General features: G+C 45.2%; 18 protein-coding genes and 2 pseudogenes. 17 read left to right on the plus strand and 3 right to left on the minus strand.

Going from position 1 to position 17,719, the window contains the following annotated elements:
- The first annotated feature begins 47 nt into the window (after positions 1-47).
- Positions 48-236, plus strand: a complete 189-nt coding sequence (locus ABNN70_RS09445; protein WP_129929123.1) for a hypothetical protein — start codon at positions 48-50, stop codon at positions 234-236.
- Positions 237-384: 148 nt separating this feature from the next.
- Positions 385-1,212, plus strand: a complete 828-nt coding sequence (locus tag ABNN70_RS09450; RefSeq protein WP_353947656.1) for an inositol monophosphatase family protein — start codon at positions 385-387, stop codon at positions 1,210-1,212.
- Positions 1,213-1,229: 17 nt separating this feature from the next.
- On the opposite strand, the gene ABNN70_RS09455 is transcribed toward ABNN70_RS09450, so the two are convergent.
- Entirely contained in the window at positions 1,230-1,412 is a 183-nt protein-coding gene (locus ABNN70_RS09455) for a DUF5325 family protein (RefSeq protein WP_129929125.1), read from the minus strand.
- Positions 1,413-1,609: 197 nt separating this feature from the next.
- On the opposite strand from ABNN70_RS09455, the pseudogene typA reads away from it, so the two are divergent.
- A pseudogene (gene typA / locus ABNN70_RS09460) lies at positions 1,610-3,461 on the plus strand (translational GTPase TypA).
- A 99-nt stretch (positions 3,462-3,560) separates the two neighbouring features.
- On the opposite strand, the gene ABNN70_RS09465 reads toward typA, so the two are convergent.
- A complete protein-coding gene (locus tag ABNN70_RS09465) occupies positions 3,561-3,770 on the minus strand; it encodes a YlaI family protein (RefSeq protein ID WP_129929127.1) in 210 nt (69 codons plus the stop codon).
- A gap of 141 nt (positions 3,771-3,911) precedes the next feature.
- Here ABNN70_RS09465 and ABNN70_RS09470 point away from each other — a divergent pair, with 141 nt between their 5' ends.
- The 6 genes and pseudogenes from ABNN70_RS09470 to ABNN70_RS09495 all read left to right on the plus strand — a co-directional run bounded on the left by ABNN70_RS09470 (position 3,912) and on the right by ABNN70_RS09495 (position 10,921).
- Complete coding sequence (locus tag ABNN70_RS09470) at positions 3,912-4,199, plus strand: YlaN family protein (protein ID WP_129929128.1); 288 nt, start codon at positions 3,912-3,914, stop codon at positions 4,197-4,199.
- A 139-nt stretch (positions 4,200-4,338) separates the two neighbouring features.
- Positions 4,339-5,502, plus strand: a complete 1,164-nt coding sequence (locus ABNN70_RS09475; RefSeq protein ID WP_353947657.1) for an FtsW/RodA/SpoVE family cell cycle protein — start codon at positions 4,339-4,341, stop codon at positions 5,500-5,502.
- Positions 5,483-8,925 (plus strand): annotated as a pseudogene (gene pyc / locus ABNN70_RS09480) (pyruvate carboxylase). The gene ABNN70_RS09475 and the pseudogene pyc overlap by 20 nt, the downstream one beginning before the upstream one ends.
- 328 nt (positions 8,926-9,253) lie before the next feature.
- The gene (locus tag ABNN70_RS09485; protein ID WP_353947658.1) at positions 9,254-10,021 is read left to right on the plus strand and encodes a transposase; all 768 of its coding nucleotides are present in this window, start codon (positions 9,254-9,256) and stop codon (positions 10,019-10,021) included.
- On the plus strand, positions 10,021-10,350 hold the full coding sequence (locus tag ABNN70_RS09490; RefSeq protein WP_353947659.1) for an IS200/IS605 family accessory protein TnpB-related protein: 330 nt from the start codon (positions 10,021-10,023) through the stop codon (positions 10,348-10,350). The genes ABNN70_RS09485 and ABNN70_RS09490 overlap by 1 nt, the downstream gene beginning before the upstream one ends.
- A gap of 382 nt (positions 10,351-10,732) precedes the next feature.
- Complete coding sequence (locus ABNN70_RS09495; RefSeq protein ID WP_353947660.1) at positions 10,733-10,921, plus strand: zinc ribbon domain-containing protein; 189 nt, start codon at positions 10,733-10,735, stop codon at positions 10,919-10,921.
- 122 nt (positions 10,922-11,043) lie between these two features.
- Here ABNN70_RS09495 and ABNN70_RS09500 read toward each other — a convergent pair whose 3' ends face one another.
- Positions 11,044-11,952: a heme A synthase gene (locus tag ABNN70_RS09500; protein ID WP_353947661.1), complete on the minus strand. Its 909-nt coding sequence runs from the start codon at positions 11,950-11,952 to the stop codon at positions 11,044-11,046.
- A 435-nt stretch (positions 11,953-12,387) separates the two neighbouring features.
- Between ABNN70_RS09500 and cyoE the strand changes: the two genes are divergently transcribed.
- The 8 genes from cyoE (at position 12,388) to ABNN70_RS09540 (ending at position 17,695) form a co-directional block, all read left to right on the plus strand.
- The gene (gene cyoE, locus ABNN70_RS09505) at positions 12,388-13,326 is read left to right on the plus strand and encodes a heme o synthase (protein WP_353947662.1); all 939 of its coding nucleotides are present in this window, start codon (positions 12,388-12,390) and stop codon (positions 13,324-13,326) included.
- 188 nt (positions 13,327-13,514) lie between these two features.
- Complete coding sequence (locus ABNN70_RS09510) at positions 13,515-13,967, plus strand: DUF6376 family protein (RefSeq protein WP_353947663.1); 453 nt, start codon at positions 13,515-13,517, stop codon at positions 13,965-13,967.
- Positions 13,968-14,053: 86 nt separating this feature from the next.
- Positions 14,054-14,653, plus strand: a complete 600-nt coding sequence (locus tag ABNN70_RS09515; protein WP_129929134.1) for a GNAT family N-acetyltransferase — start codon at positions 14,054-14,056, stop codon at positions 14,651-14,653.
- Positions 14,650-15,177 (plus strand): hypothetical protein, encoded by a 528-nt coding sequence (locus ABNN70_RS09520; RefSeq protein WP_129929135.1) that lies wholly within the window; start codon positions 14,650-14,652, stop codon positions 15,175-15,177. The genes ABNN70_RS09515 and ABNN70_RS09520 overlap by 4 nt, the downstream gene beginning before the upstream one ends.
- A gap of 108 nt (positions 15,178-15,285) precedes the next feature.
- Positions 15,286-16,347 (plus strand): CAP domain-containing protein, encoded by a 1,062-nt coding sequence (locus ABNN70_RS09525; RefSeq protein WP_353947664.1) that lies wholly within the window; start codon positions 15,286-15,288, stop codon positions 16,345-16,347.
- Positions 16,348-16,474: 127 nt separating this feature from the next.
- Positions 16,475-16,912, plus strand: a complete 438-nt coding sequence (ylbD, locus tag ABNN70_RS09530) for a spore coat protein YlbD (RefSeq protein WP_353947665.1) — start codon at positions 16,475-16,477, stop codon at positions 16,910-16,912.
- 6 nt (positions 16,913-16,918) lie between these two features.
- Positions 16,919-17,167 (plus strand): YlbE-like family protein, encoded by a 249-nt coding sequence (locus ABNN70_RS09535; RefSeq protein ID WP_129929137.1) that lies wholly within the window; start codon positions 16,919-16,921, stop codon positions 17,165-17,167.
- 78 nt (positions 17,168-17,245) lie between these two features.
- A complete protein-coding gene (locus ABNN70_RS09540) occupies positions 17,246-17,695 on the plus strand; it encodes a YlbF family regulator (RefSeq protein WP_240697273.1) in 450 nt (149 codons plus the stop codon).
- The last annotated feature ends 24 nt before the right edge of the window (positions 17,696-17,719 follow it).

Here is a 17,719-nt window from a genome sequence, read left to right on the forward strand (position 1 = left end):
TTTAACATACTTTTACCAATATCATCTGAAGGGATGTGGCGGCTGCCATGAAACAATTGAATCAAACCCTGAACAGAAAGGACGCTGAAAAACGAATCCCTGTCCTCCGTGCCGAAATTGATTCAGAACTGGGCCTTTTGCATCAGGCATTGCTTGATAAAGATGTAAAGAAGATTGAAGAATGCAAGGGTAAACTTGAAGAATTAAGACGGGAAATGCTTCTGCTTGAGATATAATGACATGTGAACCGGATATAAACCGATTCATCGCCTTCGAGGCGGTGATTTTTCTTTTTCAGTAAAAATGAGTTAGTATTTGGTATAAGGGAACAATAACAATATCGGTTTTGTATAAATGTGATGTTCAGGCGGGAGTGTGACAGTGATGAACAGGACTGACTGGATCAGCCTTGAAAAAAAAGTGACAGAATGGATCAGAGATGCAGGGAATAAATTGCGACGCTCCCTCTCCGGTTCTCTTGATGTTCATACAAAAAGCGCACATAATGATCTGGTAACGAATATGGATAAGGAAATAGAGCAATTTCTTGTCCGGCGTATTCATAAATACTATCCCGGACATCAGATTATCTCTGAAGAAGGGTTTGGCGATAAACCGACCGATACGGAGGGCATTCTTTGGCTGGTTGATCCCATAGACGGTACCATCAACTTTGTGAAACAAAAATGCTTCTTTGCCATTTCCATTGGTATCTATGAAAATGGGAAGGGAAAAGCGGCTTATATTTATGATGTCATGAATGATGGACTTTTTCACTGTATCAGTGGCAGTGGAGCCTATCTGAATAATAAGAGACTTTCACCCTTGAAGCCGGTGAAAGTCGAAGATGCTTTGATTGATCTCAGTTCAACATGGATCAAGCCAAACAAGCGAATAGATCAGGATGTGCTGACGGATATCCTGCTTAAGTGCAGCGGGACACGTGCTTACGGGGCTGCTTCAATTGAACTGGCTTATGTAGCAGCCGGTTTAATTAACGCCTACTTCACGATGCGGCTCTCGCCCTGGGATTATGGTGCGGGGCTGATTCTTATTCATGAAGTCGGTGGTCAGACTACCCGGGCTGACGGTTTGCCGATAGACATCCTTTCAAAGAGCTCGATCCTTGCGGCAGCGCCGGGACTGCATCAGGATATGGTCCGGCATATCCGGTCGCAGGTTGCGTCCGGGAAATTTCTGCGTGAACCGTAACCCAAATCAGTTGTTGATCACGGGTTTTTCTTATCAGCATGCTGCTGGCGGCTTTTGACGAAAAAACCAAGCCACATGAACAGGATGACGGCAAATACGCTGAGCATGGTGACAACAGGATTACCATAGGCCAGACCACCGCCGATGCCTATCAGACTGGCAACAACCAGACAGGCGAGCAGGATGAACAGAAATTGCATGAGATCACCTCCTATGATCAATCATAGTGTCCCGTGAACGAAAGTACAATCAGGAAACGTTAGAGCCGGACATGAAAAAATGTTTCATCAGTCATGGGAAATAATTGACAGAACAGATAATGATGTGAGAAAATGGTGTGCATGTGTAAATTTTAGTCTGTCTGCCATTTTTGGAATAAATGAGGAGAGTAAGAAGAATGACAAAACGCAGGGAAGAGATAAGAAATATTGCTATCATTGCTCATGTCGATCATGGGAAAACGACATTGGTTGATAAGCTGTTGATGCAATCAGGTACTTTTCGTAAAAATCAGCATATCCAGACACGAGCGATGGATTCGAATGCAATCGAACGGGAACGTGGGATTACAATTCTGGCAAAAAATACCAGCCTGACTTATAAAGATCATACCATCAATATTGTTGACACGCCGGGACATGCGGACTTCGGCGGTGAAGTGGAACGGATCATGAAGATGGTTGATGGTGTGCTTTTGCTGGTAGACGCTTATGAAGGATGTATGCCGCAAACACGTTTTGTGCTGAAGAAAGCTCTGGAAGAACACTTAAAGCCGATTGTTGTTGTCAATAAAATTGATAAGCCGATGGCAAGACCAAAGGAAGTTGTCGATGAAGTGATTGATCTGTTTATCGATCTGGGTGCCGATGAAGATCAGCTTGAATTCCCTGTTGTCTATACATCTGCCGTCAAAGGTGTGGCAGGGACAGATCCTGATCATGTTGATCAGGATATGAGTGTCGTTCTGGATATGATTCTGAAGGATGTACCGGCTCCGGTTGATAATCGGGATGAAGGCCTTCAGTTTCAGGTCACAATGCTGGATTATAACGATTATGTCGGCCGTATTGGTATTGGCCGCATCTACAGAGGGAAAATTAAAGTTGGCGAAGAAGCGGCTCTCGTCAAAAATGGAGGAAAGAGTGTAGAGAAGTTTCGGATTACGAAGATCTTTGGCTTCTATGCATTGAAACGTGTTGAAATCAAGGAGGCTTATTCAGGAGACATTATCGCGATTACCGGGTTTCCGATATTGATATCGGTGACACGATCAATGATGTGGATAAGATTGAACCCCTTGCGCCGCTCCGGATAGATGAACCGACAATGAAAATGACCTTTCTTCCGAATACCAGTCCTTTTGCCGGTCGGGAAGGAGATTATATAACCAGCCGGAAAATTGAGGACAGACTGATGCAGGAAATGGAACGGGATGTCAGTCTGAAAGTGGAACCCGCTTCAAATTCTCATGATTCATGGATTGTTTCCGGACGTGGTGAACTCCACCTGTCGATCCTGATTGAGACGATGCGCCGTGAGGGATATGAACTGTCTGTATCGAAGCCGACCGTAATTACAAAAGAAATCGACGGGAAACTATGTGAACCCTATGAATCCGTGCAGATTGACGTACCGGAAGAATATGTCGGTTCAGTTATTGAATCGATGGGCCAGAGAAAGGCTGAATTAAAGGATATGAGGCAGGACCAGCCAGGTCAGACCCGTCTGGTGTTCATGATTCCTTCGCGTGGATTAATTGGTTACAATCGTCAGTTCATGGCGGATACCCGCGGATACGGCATCCTGAACCACACCTTTGATCACTTCGCTCCGTTTATAAAAGAGGAAATCGGAGGAAGAAGAAATGGTGTGCTTGTATCCATGGATCAGGGTCAGACCACTGCTTATTCACTTGCATCTCTGGAAGATCGCGGAGAAATGTTTGTCGGACCGGCGTCAATGTCTATGAAGGGATGATCGTCGGTGAACATAACCGGGAAAATGATCTGACGGTTAATGTGACCAAAGCGAAGCACGCGTCCAATGTTCGGTCCTCCACAAAGGATCAGACCGTAACTTTGAAAGAAGCGAGAAAGATGTCTCTTGAAAATTCCCTTTCTTATCTGAACGACGACGAATACTGCGAAATTACACCGAAGAGTGTCAGAATGCGTAAAAAAATCCTGAACAAGGGTGAACGTGAACGCTTCGAACGTCGCGGCAGCCGGATCCCGAAATATAACGGCTGAGGATAGAGTGAGAAGAAGAAAGGCCTGCGGTAATCCGCAGGCCTTTCTTTACGTTAAATCCTTCCCCACACAGATGTATGAGGGAAAACCGATCATTCATCACTTTTTTGATTTTTTTCTTCGTTTATTTACCGGCAGATGAAGCGTGAACTTACCTGTCGCCCAGCGAGCTCTCGTTTTTTCACTGATCCTTTTCCGGCATGATTCACACATATACGTATGAATGGGACGGTTTCTCAGTTTTTTCGCAAGAGGCGATTGATCATCCAAATAAGCTACTTTGTCACACAGGGCACATTTTACACGCATGAATTATACCCTCCTCCATACATTCAGTATAGCAGTTTTTATCATCCTGACGCATGTATCAGCATGATAATTCTTGATTTTTGCCTATATTGAAGGTAAGATAATTAATAGGTAGTTAACAACAGGCAGGGGGGAACCAAATTGTCCTTGGAAATGAAGATAAGCAGACGGGAGAGGGCCTGCGAGCTGCTTCACGCGGACGCGCATAAAATTCTGAAGCTGATCGGGGTACAGATGAAGAACCTGACATTGCCCCAGTGTCCCCTGTATGAAGAAGTACTGGATACTCAGATGTTTGGCCTTTCCCGTGAAATAGATTTTGCTGTTCGTCTTGGCCTTGTACGTGCTGATGAGGGCAAGGAACTCCTGAGTTCACTCGAGAGACAGGTATCCGCTCTGCATGAAGCAACAATGGCAGCACGAAAATAATTGCTCATTTGCTCAAACTTACACTCAATAGGGGGCTGGTTTGAGCTTTTTTATACGGATTTTTGATTGCATGATTCATGATTCTCCATATTTCTGCCAGATGAAATCATGTTGAGAACAGGTCTTTCAGGTGGATGTTATGTTAAAAAAACTGTTTCATCATTACGATTATTCCATGATTATTGTGATGCTGCTCTTAATCAGCTTTGGTCTGATTATGGTTTTCAGTGCAGGATCCATTTGGGCAGTATCCGTTCTGGATAAGACTTCACCAGGTTACTTCTTTATTAGACAGCTGATCTGGTTTTTAGTAGCTGTACCGATTGGACTGATCGGGCTGATTATGCCTTATCAGGCTTATCGCGCGCTGGTGAAACCTATGTTGCTTGTCACACTGGTTTTGCTGGTTCTGCTCATTTTTCTGGGGAATAATGTGAACAATGCCACATCATGGTTCCGTATCGGTTTTTTTAACATACAACCTGCTGAAATTGTGAAAATCACATTAATTCTCTATCTTGCGTCAACCTTCTCAAATAAGCAGAAATCGATTGATCATTTCAGTACAGCTGTTTTACCCCCGCTCAGTGTTGTCATGTTATTCTTTATGCTGGTCTGGATGCAGCCGGACCTCGGGACGGCCATGATCTTAATTGCCATTTCTGCCGTGATGATTGTCTGCTCAGGTCTGAAAATGAGCCATTTACTGTCCCTTGTCGGAGGGGCTGCAGCCGGTGTGGCGATATTCTTTATGGTTTTCCTGTCCGATAACCAGACGGGAAGATTTACAGCAGCGTATGATCCCTTTTCTGTAGCCGATACAACCGGGCGGCAACTGATTAATTCTTATATTGCCATTGCCTCCGGAGGGCTGACAGGAAAGGGGCTTGGGAAAAGTATAGAAAAGACAGGCTTTTTACCGGAACCTCAAACCGACTTTATTATTTCAATCATTGGTGAGGAACTGGGTCTGCTTGGCATTTTATTTGTTATATTATGTATCGCCTATCTTGTGTTCCGCGGCTTTGTTACTGCCATACGCTGCAAAGATGTATTTGGAAGCCTTATTGCGATTGGGATCTCAAGCATGATGGCCATTCAGACGTTTGTCAATCTTGGCGCAGCGACCGGCCTGATACCCGTAACAGGAGTGACATTGCCATTTGTCAGTTATGGGGGCTCTTCGCTGATCATCATGGTTTTTTCCATATGTGTTCTTACCAATATTTCCGCATTTGTCAACATGAGAAGATCAGGCAACAGACATGAAGGGGAGAGAGAGAATGTTAAAGCGTTCTATTAGGAAGTTGCTCGTCGCAAACCGTGGTGAGATTGCGATTCGTGTATGCCGTGCGTGTAATGAACTGGGGATACGGACTGTCGCGATTTATTCCAAAGAAGATATTGGATCCTATCATCGATATAAAGCGGATGAATCCTATCTGACAGGTAAAGGGAAAAGCCCGATCGAAGCCTATCTGGATATCGATAGTATTATTGAAATTGCCAAGTCTCATCAGGTCGATGCGATTCATCCCGGTTACGGCTTTCTTTCAGAAAATGCAGACTTTGCCAGACGATGCAATGAAGAAGGTCTTATTTTTGTCGGACCGAAGCCGGAGCATCTGGAGATATTCGGTGATAAGGCGAAAGCACGGGCCGCTGCGGTTAATGCCGGGATTCCGGTGATCCCCGGTACCGGCGGACCAGTGTCGTCTGTTGAAGAGGTGAAAGATTTCGGCAGAGAACACGGTTATCCGATTATCATTAAAGCTGTGCTGGGCGGCGGCGGCCGTGGGATGCGCATTGTACGCAGCGAAAAGAGTGTGGATGAGGCCTTTGCCCGCGCCACATCTGAGGCGAAACAGACATTTGGCAAAGAGGATGTCTATGTTGAAAAATATTTGGACAACCCCAGACATATCGAGGTACAGGTCATCGCAGATCAGAGCGGTGAAACCGTCCATCTCTATGAACGCGACTGCTCCGTTCAGCGTCGCCATCAGAAAGTGGTCGAAGTAGCCCCGAGCAGAGGACTGGGTGAGAAACTGCGTCAGGAAATATGTGAAGCCGGCGTGCGGCTGATGAAAAGCGTCAACTATCTGAATGCAGGGACTGTTGAATTTCTTGTTGTCCCTTCCGGTGCGTATTATTTTATCGAGGTCAATCCCCGTGTTCAGGTCGAACATACTATTACAGAACTGATTACGGGGATTGATATCGTTCAGTCTCAGATTCTGATTGCCGAAGGATACGGTCTTCATGAGCGTCCGATTCTGATCCCTGAACAAAAGGATATCCATACAACCGGTTATGCCATTCAATGCCGTGTCACAACGGAAGATCCGAGCAACAATTTCATGCCGGACACCGGGAAAATTGTGGCCTATCGCAGTGGTGGCGGTTTTGGCGTACGTCTTGATGCGGGCAATGCCTTCACCGGTTCGGTCATTACACCCTATTACGATTCACTTCTTGTTAAACTGTGTACGTGTGCGAGAACCTTTCGCGGCACTGCAGCAAAAATGCTGAGAAATCTGAAAGAGTTCCGAATCCGGGGAATCAAGACCAATATTCCCTTTCTGGTTAATGTTGTTCAGCATCCTGATTTTCTCTCCGGCAATGTATCCACAACGTTTATTGATACGACTCCGGAATTATTCGTATTTGAAAAGAGTCTTGACCGCGGAACAAAAATGTTATCGTATATCGGGAATGTTACCATAAATGGTTATCCCGGCATACCCAAAAATAAGAAACCTGTATTTGATGTCCCCCCCGTACCAGACGTGAAATTATCTGACCCTTATCCGAGAGGCACAAAACAAATTCTCGATGAAAAGGGAGCGAAAGGGGTTGCTGACTGGGTAAAAAACCAGCACAGAGTCCTGCTTACCGATACTACCTTCAGAGACGCTCATCAAAGTCTGCTGGCTACGCGCATGCGCAGTAAAGATATTACCAGAATTACGGCTCAGACGGCCCATCTGTTGCCGAACCTGTTCTCTGAGGAAGCCTGGGGCGGAGCAACTTTTGATACGTCGTACCGTTTCCTGCGTGAGGATCCCTGGGCAAGGCTGAGAATCATCCGCAAAAAAATGCCAAACATTCTTCTGCAGATGCTCCTTCGCGGATCTAACGCTGTCGGGTATAAGAATTATCCGGATAATCTGATCCGAGCGTTTGTCAAAGAAGCCGCAGCACAGGGAGTAGATGTATTTCGCGTGTTTGACAGTCTGAACTGGCTTGACGGCATGCGCGTGTCACTTGACGCAGTCATTGAGAGCGGGAAGATTGCTGAAGGCACCATGTGCTACACGGGCGATATACTGGACGGGAAACGGACAAAGTATAATCTGGATTATTATAAAAAACTGGCAAAAGATCTTGAAGCAGCCGGAGCACACATGATCGGGATTAAGGATATGGCCGGACTGCTCAAACCTGAAGCTGCATACAGACTGATTTCCGAATTAAAGGACACCGTATCTGTTCCCGTCCATCTGCATACTCACGATACGAGCGGGAACGGGATCTATACCTATGTCAGAGCTGTTGAAGCAGGGGTTGATATCGTTGATGTGGCCGTTGAGGCTCTGGCGGGCATGACCTCTCAGCCAAGTGCCAACACACTCTATTATGCGCTTTCAGAGAGTGACAGACGTCCGGATGCGGACATTTCAGCACTTGAGTCGCTGAGCCATTATTGGGAAAAAGTGCGTAAGTACTATTTTCCTTTTGAAAGCGGTATGCAAACTTCAAATGCGGAAATCTATAAACTGGAAATGCCTGGAGGTCAATACAGCAATCTGCGTCAGCAGGCGATTGCTGTTGGTCTTGGTGACCGGTTTGAAGAAGTGAAAGAGATGTATCGCCGGGTCAATCAGATGTTTGGAGATATTGTTAAAGTCACTCCATCATCCAAAGTGGTTGGCGATATGACCTTATATATGGTACAGAATGATCTCACTGAAGATGATATCTACGAAAAAGGAGAAACAATGGATTTTCCGGATTCGGTCGTTAGCTTCTTCAAAGGAGAGCTTGGTCAGCCCTATCAGGGATTCCCGAAAGAACTGCAGAGTATCGTGCTGAAGGGACAAAAACCTCTGACAGAACGTCCCGGAAATATCTTGAGCCGGTCAACTTCAAGGAAGTTCGGTCGACACTTGAGGAGAAATTTGACAGGAAATTCAGAGACTGCGAGGTCCTTTCCTATGCGCTCTACCCGAAAGTATATACGGATTATCTCCATTTCTGCGAGTCTTACGGAAAAATAGGGGTGCTGGAAACACCGACATTTTTCTACGGTCTGCGTCTTGGTGAGGAAGTTGCTGTAAATATTGAGGAAGGTAAAACGCTGATCGTCAAACTGATTTCAATCGGTCACCCTCAGAAAGATGGCATGCGAACGGTTTATTTTGAACTGAACGGACAACCCCGTGAAGTATCCATTAAGGATATGAACGTGCAGTCGACTGAAGTGGCGCATGCCAAAGCGGATAAGAACAACCCGAATCATATTGGCGCAACGATGCCCGGAACGGTTGTAAAAGTGCTCGTGACCTCAGGTGAACGCGTAAAGAAGGGGGACCACCTGCTTGTTACCGAAGCGATGAAAATGGAGACCACCGTTCAGGCGCCGGCTGATGGGACAGTGAAAAAGATATATGTTGATGAAAATGATGTGATTGAAACCGGCGATCTGATGATTGAATTACAGTGACTGCGAAATAAAAAGAAGTGAGGGACATAGGTTCCTCACTTCTTTTTATTATTAGCCGAGAACACTCGTGACTTCAGTCATGAGATGAATCGGCGTATCTTTTCAATACTGTAATCACTAAATTGTTAAATGATCTGTTTTGTTCTTCGGCTATTTGTTCCAACTCTTTCTTTAAGTCTTTCTCAATGGTCAATAGTGTTCTTGTTTTGTTACTCGCTATCGTACTCATATCATTGTCACCTCGTGACTATAATAACATTTAATCATAATATTTACAAGACAATAACATCATGATATATTATAGTTAAAGAAAAGAGGTGAAACAACAATGGTATTAAAAGGTTTAAAGTTAAGAATATATCCTGACAAAGAACAAAAACTTAAAATTAAATTAAACTTTGGCTATAACCGTTTTGTGTGGAATCAGATGTTAAACATGATGATTGAACGATACCACAACAATCCCGACTCTTCTTTTCTTAGCGCTTTTGCATTGAATAACATGCTTAAAGCCTTGAAGATTGAGTATCCATGGTTAAAAGATGCTGAGAGTACCAGTTTACAATGTACGAATCATGATCTGGTGGAAGCATATAAAAAGTTTTTCAAAGAACATACCGGTTTTCCAAAGTTTAAATCAAAGAAATATCCGAAACAAAGGTATCAATCAAAATGTGTAGGTAAAAACATTAAACAAGTTAATAAACATCATGTTAAATTACCGAAATTAGGAATTATGAGATTCAAAGCAGGAATTAAAATCCCTGAAAAAATTAAATCAGTAACTGTTCGTCTATCACCAACAGGAAAATATTATGCTGTGCTGCTTGTTGAATATGAAAACCAAACATTCAACAAAACAGGAAGGCAATTAGGTATTGACTTGGGTGTTGCCGATTTAGTCATTGGATCGGATGGTATTAAGTTATCTACCATTCGTTTTGACAAAATCTTAGCCAGGAAGAAACATTACTGGGAGAAACGGTTAGCTAGGCGTAGATTGCAAGCTCAGAAAGAAATCGCATGGGATAAGCATATAAGGTACTTAATCCCAGATGCCTCGATGACTTTAAAAATTATAAAAAAGCCAAATTAATGGTTGCTGAATACAATGAGAAAATTATTAATCAACGCAATGACTATCTCCATAAAATTACAGTGCAATTAGTTAAAGATAATGATGTCATTGTCATGGAAGATTTGAAAGCAAAAAATCTTCTACGCAATCACAAATTATCCAGAGCAATTGTTAATCAATCCTGGCGGGAAATGAGACGGATGCTTGAATACAAATGTGCATGGTGCGGTAAAACAATAGTCATTGTCAATCCCTATAAGATGACGGTGGCCACGTCATCGGCCCCCTTTTGCCAAAAAATAGGCCACCTAATGCCAAGAATTAGTCCACCTTCTGCCATAATTTGATCCATAGGTATTGAATAATGCCTTTTGTCCACGCCCAGTGAACAGGCCGCTATTTCGAAGATTTCGATCATGATGATTGGCGGTGGAAAAATTAGAGAAAAATCCTAGTAAGATTCATCAATAGATGGCCGGTTCTGGCCCTTCCCTATCTAACTACTACGACCATTTTCTTTGAGGTTCTGACAAGGGCGACCGTAGGGAGGGCGGAGCCTTTACCCTTGCCAGGTTCTCAGAGAAAGTGGATACTCTCTCAAGATAGGGAAAGGGAACAGCGCAGAAACTGACGGGGCTCACCATCTGCCTCCTGGTCTATTTACTTGCAGAAGGTGGCTCATGTTGTGGCAGAACATGGCCTACTTTTTGGCACGAGTGGCCTATTTCGATGGCCGCCTTCAATAAGACATCACAAATATGCTCGGAATGTGGTTATGATGACGGAAAGCATACGTTAGACATAAGGGACTGGACATGCCCTGGCTGTGGGCATCATCACGATAGAGATATTAACGCAGCAAAGAATATTCTTCGGCTCGGGACGAGCCTTGGTAAAAGAGTTGTGACCTCTGCCTGAACGTTAGGTAAGTGTGCAATGTTCCCAGAAGCACACGACTTGAGTCGTGTGAGGTTCACTTATCCAGGTGATTCAAAAAGGTCCGTCTGATCGATCTGATCGTGAACAGGATAAGGTCGGACTTATTGCTCGGATCTTCGCAGACTGAACATCAGAAGAATCATCAGAAGCCCGAAAAACAAGGTAACGAATAAGGCATGGAGCAGAAGGAATATTAGTGCCATCTTTGTCTGGATAATGAAAATGCCGGACACTGCCTGGAGCAGAATCAGTATCACCGAGATAAACAGGATAATGGACAAGCTTGGCGTGCTGCTGTAACGTTTCATGACAACGACTAAAGTCCAGATTAGCCAGATCAGAAGGACGAGCGCCAGAATTCTATGCAGATATTGAACCCCTGCTTTGCTGATCCATGTTTCGGGGAATACACGCCCATTACAGAGCGGGAAATCCGTGCAGCCGAGCGATGATTCGGTATGCCGGACGAATGCCCCTGAATACAGCAGAATATATGTATAAATACTCAGCAGGATAAAATTCCATGTCATCCCCTTCTTAATGGGTGGCACCACTCGATGAGCATGTGCATCCGTTTCTTCAAAAACCAGAACAGTGATCAGGACCTGACTTGCGAAGGAAAGCAGAGAGACCCCGAAATGGAGCGCAAGCACAACTGAAGATTGTCCCCAGACCACGGCGCCCATCCCAAGAAACGCCTGCAGAAAAATGAAGAAGACGGCTGCGATGGAAAGAAACCGTGCTTCTTTCACCTGTTTCAGCCTGAACCAGATCCAGACCGACACAACAACGACAAGAATGGCTGTGATTCCCGATACGACCCGGTGACTGAATTCAATCCAGGTCTGATGCGCGGTTGAGGAGGGAATCACTTCACCATTACATAACGGCCAGTTGTTTCCACACCCATAAGCCGAGCCCGTATTCGTAACAAGTGCTCCCATCAGAATGACAACCAGCACAGCAAGGGCGCTGGCAATACTTAATACCCACAGTAGACGGTCTTTCATATCTATCACCTTTTTCTGAATTTTAATTGAAAGAGCTTATACGGCGTATCCTTCTCAGGAAGGAGAACTTAGCCGTGGCCTGCCTTTCGCCTGATTTCTGCCAGGTGACTGAAATTGAGCCGGAACAGGCATGCACGGGCAGGCACTCAGGCATTTCACTGATTGATCATACGCGCACATCACTAGTTTAACAGATTTCGGGATACTGATGATCAATTGTTACTCATAAGTGTGACGCTTATCATTGCATTGTGTTAAATTCAAGACAAAGCATTCCAGATCATATATAATAAATGTGAAAGCTGTTTACTGAAAAAAGGGAGACGTCATTATGTCTCCTTTCATTCGGAAATTTTAAACTAATCAATAGAATAAATAGCTGAACGCATGAGTCGCAGGTTGCAGCCATGCGTCCCGATGAAAGAGGGCAGACAAATGAACAAAACGATGGTTACAGAACAGCAACTGGAAAGGAATACTGCCTCCTATGATCCTCCGGCTGAGCGGCATCTTATAAAAGATGTTCTGACAACCATAAAAATAGGTATCGTCAATTCAAATCTGATGACCGCTTTTACAGGTGTCTGGCTGGCTCTTTACTTTACCGGACAGACTCTTTCTGATTTCCTCTGGCCGGTGATCTTTGTCATGGCTGGCACAGCACTGGTCATTGCCGGCGGCTGTTCTTTGAACAACTATATTGACCGGGATATTGATCCCCTGATGGTACGGACACGTGACAGACCCTCTGCGACAGGGAGGTTCAATGGATTGACAGTGCTCAGAATGGGGGCCTTCCTGTCACTGGCCGGGCTGGTCCTGCTTCTTACTGCTTCACCGGCCGCAGCATTGTTTGGTTTGATCGGACTTTGCACTTATGTCCTGATCTATACCATGTGGCTGAAACGAACCTACTCGATCAACACCGTTGTGGGCAGTTTCGCCGGTGCCGTGCCCCCGCTTATCGGATGGGCGGCGATTGATCCCTCTATGGCTTCACCGATTCCGTGGACTCTGTTTCTTATCATGTTTTTATGGCAGCCGCCTCATTTTCTTGCACTGGCAATAAAAAAAGTGGAAGATTATCGACGCGCCGGAATACCGATGCTGCCCGTAGTGGCAGGTTTTGCGATCACTCAGCGTCAGATGGTTATTTATGTTGCGGTACTGATTCCCGCTTCGTTATTACTTTATCCCCTTGGTGTTTTTTATTTAACAGCTGCGCTGATTATGGGGGCGGGATGGCTTGGCTATGCGGTTTATGGTCTGTTTACGAAAAACAGGGCCAAATGGTCAAAAGTCATGTTTATCCTGTCTTTGAATTATATGACTCTTCTTTTTCTGACCATGATTGTTGCCACGTTTTTTGACTGAGACTGATTACTGTTCACCTGCCGGAGAGGATACGCCCCCTCCGGTTTTTTCACGATAAAAACATTTTTTTCGTGTACGTGCAGCCGGGGTATTGCCGGCGCCAGGCTTCTTTTATCCTCTTGTATTTTCACTTCAGCTGCAATATCTGGAAAATAAAAGTCTTATATTTATCGGAGGGACAGATATCTATGAAAAAGATGGAACGCCTTTTACTGACCGGTTGCATGGCCCTGATCCTGACGGGCTGTTCCCTTCTCGAAGATACCAACGATGTCCTGACTTACGTCAATCAATCCACTCAGTATGTCAGTAAGGTAAGCAGCTTTGCACAGGATCTGCCTTCGCTTTCAGGAAATGCGATAACAGACAGGCAGGCGCAGCGCGAGCTTGAGGAAGAGTTACAGGCCATGGAGGAAGATATTTTGAGTTTTAGCGAACAAAAAGCTCCGAAAATAGTCAGTGACTTGCATGATCAGATGATTACACAAAATGAAAAACTCCGGGAAGGCATTAACGGGATGCAGGCACAGCTTGCAGATGGCAGGCTGACTCCTCAGTTCCTGCACGATTCAGGAATGATGCGTACCATTGAACAAATTACCGGCATCTATAATCAAATTCAGCAGTTTGGCGGTGAGTAGTCCGCTGCGGCTTTTTCTGGAGCATGTTTGCACGCGATCCGAAATAGACTAAACAGGAGATTAATATTTCTGGAGGGCGTGTGCGTGTGAGCAAAATAATAAAAATCATGCCGGAAGATGCCGGCCGTTTATTACCTCTTATCACTCAACTGTCGCGGGAAAGTGATTTTATTCCGGAGTTATTCCGAGAGGCCATCATGTCGAAAGCTGATCCGGAAAACATGCTCCGTGCCCTTCTGAAACAGAATCATATGACGGTTCTTGCTGAAGAAGATGGAGAGGTGATGAACGGTTATCTTCTTCTGCAGGGGAATCGTTTGCCACAGGCGATGCATCGGGCAGAGATCATGCTGGCTGTTCGAGGTGATCGGAGAAGGCAGGGATGTGGAAGAAGACTTGTTCATGCAGCGGAAGTTCAGGCAAAAGAAAAAGGCATTGTGCGCCTGGAACTGACGGTGGCCTCTGTCAATCGGCCGGCTATGCTTCTGTTTGGGACTTCAGGCTACAGGGTTGAAGGGATCCGAAGAGGGGCGCTGAAGGTCGGGGAAACATGGATTGACACGTTTTATATGGCTAAATGGCTGGGATCAGACGAGAAATTCAGTGGAGAAAAACGTTTATCAGCCGCAGATACTGGCGAAAATGGGTACGGATCATCATTTTTCGGCAGGGAGGATTCAGTGTGAAAAGAATCTGCAGCGGACTGCTCGTTTTTCTTTTTCTGTTCCTGGCAGAGAGCGGGATATCGGGGCCTTTTTTTTCTTCTTCCCTGGGACAGGCTGCCAATACACGCAGCATCGCCGAGGTGAAGCCTTCAGAAAAGCATTTTACACCTGTTGGTGCATTGGAGAAACGGGTGGCTGAAGAAATGAATCAGCAGCGGAAACGGATTGGCCTCACTCCCCTCGAACCCGACTGGGATTTGTTCCGGTTTGCGCGCCGTGAAGCAGAAAAACTTGCCTCCGGTAAATCGCGCAGGGTGAAACCGGAAAACATTGAACGCCTGATGCACAGCCTGGGAAGAGGATCCGTCAAAATCGATGTGCAGGTCCTTCATCTCACTGCTGAAGAAGTTAAAAACCCGGATCAGATACTCAGGCAGTGGAGAAATCAGGAACAGATCAGTATGGACCGGGAATACAGCCTGACAGGTGTCGGCCAGGCTTCACTGAAGCACGATAAAATTCTGGTTATTCTGTATGGCGAGTGACGCGCTATTTCCGAAAAAAATGGGAAAAAGGAACATTTCCTGTATTCATACGTAAATAGTACCAGTATAATGACTCTGAGACAATCATGAGGAAAGAAGGGGAATCGTATGCGCAAAACCAATATCATTATTTTTCTGATTGCTGTAATGGTTTTTGCAGCAACTTTTCTCCTCAGTCTGGTCAGTTTTCCTGAATCAGACGGGTCAGACGCCAATCGGGATCCGAGAACGACTGCAGGTACTTCACATATTGAATCCGATTTTAAGGTTCCGAAAAGTGGTATTCACACCTTTATCGGTAAACAGGTATCCGAAATTACCCGGGATTTAGGTAAGCCGGAGCGGATCGATCCAACCCCATTCGGTTATGACTGGTATATATACGGAAGAAACTCTGAACGTTATCTGCAGATCGGTATTGACAGTCAGACCCGACGAGTGACGACGATCTATGCCCTGGGTAAAGAGCTGTCCATTCCCCCTTTTAAAATGGGTGAGGCATCACAGAAAGTTTACTCACAGGTCCGGGTCAGTGATACGCCTTCTCTTAACTACAGAGGGACATCGATTCATTTTGAATTAAACGAGGAAGATATGATGGTCCGTCCTCTGATTAAATTCGGGAAAGGGTGGGTTCAGCTTAACTTTGACCATGTGACCGACCGGCTGACCGGGGTAAGATATATGACGACAAAGGTACTCGCCGAACAGCATCCCTATTCCATGACCTACAGCGGGCAGTTACCTTCGCCTCAGGAAACACTTAATGATAAGGAATGGGAAACGGTTAATCAGGCAGAAGATAAGCAAATTCTCGATATGAGTAATGTGCTCAGAAAGAGATTCCATCTCGAACCCCTGAGATGGAGTGAGGAAGCACATCGGGCAGCCTATAAACACAGTAGAGAAATGTATACCAAAAAATATTTTTCACATGATTCAAAGTGGTCAGGTGATTTAAGCGCCAGACTGAAAAGGGAAAACATCCGGTTCAGAGCTGCCGGTGAGAATATTGCCGCAAAATATCCGGATGCCGTCGCGGTCACTCTTGGCTGGTTGAACAGTATCGATCACAGGAAGAATCTTTTAAGCGACATATATACTGAACTGGGCGTTGGCTCTTATAAAAATTTTTATACTCAGGATTTTGTCACGCCGCAGGATTTTTAAATGGATTGAATAACAAACCTGCTGCCGGCACAGAAGCCCTCCTGCATGAATATAATGATTCTGGAAAAGAATGCGCTGAAATGGTCCTTGAGCTGTAAAGGACCCGGCGGGAAGGAGGGCAATAGAGATGACTGAAGACAGAACGAACGATGCAAAGAAACGTTTTAAAGCTTTTTTACGCCGAAATCCCAAGATCATTACCTATGTCCGGGAGCATGATAAAAGGTGGAGCGAAGTCTTTGATGATTGGGTTATCTTTGGTGAATCTCATGAGATCTGGGAAAAGTACGGGGGGCGTTCGAATCAGTCGGATCAGTCGGATCAAAAAAAAGAAACAGGCGCGCAACTGTCATGGCATAAAATTATGGAAAAAGTAGACCACATTGATACCCGGCAATGGCAGGAGAGGCTGAATACGCTGAACGGTGCAATTACCGGAATTCAGACCCTCATTGGCCAGTTCAGGCAGGAGACAAAAACAGACAGTCAGGGACAGGGGCAGAGCGGGCAGGACAGATCTCTTGAAGACGGACGCAGACCGCCATTCTATTTCAGAAGGGATTGATTCCGGATGAGACCGGAAATTCAGCAATATCTGCATGACAGACCCGAGGAACTGATATTTGTACGGCTGCATCCCGAATGGTACAGGATATTGTCCCGATCGCCATGGGAAACAGGCCGGCTTAAAAAAGCGGCAGATCTTTTCTATGGGCGAACCATGAGCCAGAGACTTGATCGTTTCAGCGAAAATGCAGCTATGATCTCCATGCTGATGAGTATGGCCCAGTCAATGACGTCGAAAAATACAGGAGAATGAAGGGTGAAGTCTGACGGATGAATGGAACTTTCCATTCATTTGTTGTATATTTTAGTTAAGTCGGAGGTGGGGAATATGATGGTTACAATGGAAAGTGTGTCGTTACTTGACGAGGCGGAACAACTCGCTGATATGCTGACACACTCAGAACTCTATGAGAAATATATGATTTGCAGAAATCATGTTGCAGCCAGCTCCTCAGCACAGCAGGTTATTCGTAAATTTAAAATCATCCGTGAAAAATATAATGAAGTGCAACGTTTTGGAAGATATCATCCTGATTTTAAAAAGGTAATCAGGCAAATGATGGATGTCAAGCGGGAAGTTGACTTGCATCCCGTGATAGCCGATTATAAGCATGCAGAGAAGGAACTGGACGATCTGCTTGGACAGGTCAGCCTTGAACTTGCACGATCTGTTTCCAAGTCTGTCAAAGTACCAACCGGTGATCCTTTCTTTGACCGTGCATGCAATGCAGGGTGCGGTGCCGGTGGTAAGTGCAAATGCCGCACAACCCGTTCGGCATAAGCGGAATATCCGGATAGAAAAAGC

The sequence above is a fragment of the Sporolactobacillus sp. Y61 genome, from assembly GCF_040529185.1.
Lineage (GTDB): Bacteria > Bacillota > Bacilli > Bacillales > Sporolactobacillaceae > Sporolactobacillus.

Coding starts and splice junctions, on each gene's coding strand:
- ABNN70_RS09475 (WP_353947657.1), top strand. CDS start 4,339: ATGTTAAAAAAACTGTTTCATCATTACGATTATTCCATGATTATTGTG.
- ABNN70_RS09525 (WP_353947664.1), top strand. CDS start 15,286: ATGCGCAAAACCAATATCATTATTTTTCTGATTGCTGTAATGGTTTTT.
- ABNN70_RS09495 (WP_353947660.1), top strand. CDS start 10,733: ATGGCCGCCTTCAATAAGACATCACAAATATGCTCGGAATGTGGTTAT.
- ABNN70_RS09455 (WP_129929125.1), bottom strand. CDS start 1,412: ATGCAATTTCTGTTCATCCTGCTCGCCTGTCTGGTTGTTGCCAGTCTG.
- ABNN70_RS09465 (WP_129929127.1), bottom strand. CDS start 3,770: ATGCGTGTAAAATGTGCCCTGTGTGACAAAGTAGCTTATTTGGATGAT.
- ABNN70_RS09445 (WP_129929123.1), top strand. CDS start 48: ATGAAACAATTGAATCAAACCCTGAACAGAAAGGACGCTGAAAAACGA.
- ABNN70_RS09510 (WP_353947663.1), top strand. CDS start 13,515: ATGAAAAAGATGGAACGCCTTTTACTGACCGGTTGCATGGCCCTGATC.
- ABNN70_RS09500 (WP_353947661.1), bottom strand. CDS start 11,952: ATGAAAGACCGTCTACTGTGGGTATTAAGTATTGCCAGCGCCCTTGCT.
- ABNN70_RS09535 (WP_129929137.1), top strand. CDS start 16,919: ATGAGACCGGAAATTCAGCAATATCTGCATGACAGACCCGAGGAACTG.
- cyoE (WP_353947662.1), top strand. CDS start 12,388: ATGAACAAAACGATGGTTACAGAACAGCAACTGGAAAGGAATACTGCC.
- ABNN70_RS09490 (WP_353947659.1), top strand. CDS start 10,021: ATGGTTGCTGAATACAATGAGAAAATTATTAATCAACGCAATGACTAT.
- ylbD (WP_353947665.1), top strand. CDS start 16,475: ATGACTGAAGACAGAACGAACGATGCAAAGAAACGTTTTAAAGCTTTT.
- ABNN70_RS09485 (WP_353947658.1), top strand. CDS start 9,254: ATGGTATTAAAAGGTTTAAAGTTAAGAATATATCCTGACAAAGAACAA.
- ABNN70_RS09450 (WP_353947656.1), top strand. CDS start 385: ATGAACAGGACTGACTGGATCAGCCTTGAAAAAAAAGTGACAGAATGG.
- ABNN70_RS09540 (WP_240697273.1), top strand. CDS start 17,246: ATGGTTACAATGGAAAGTGTGTCGTTACTTGACGAGGCGGAACAACTC.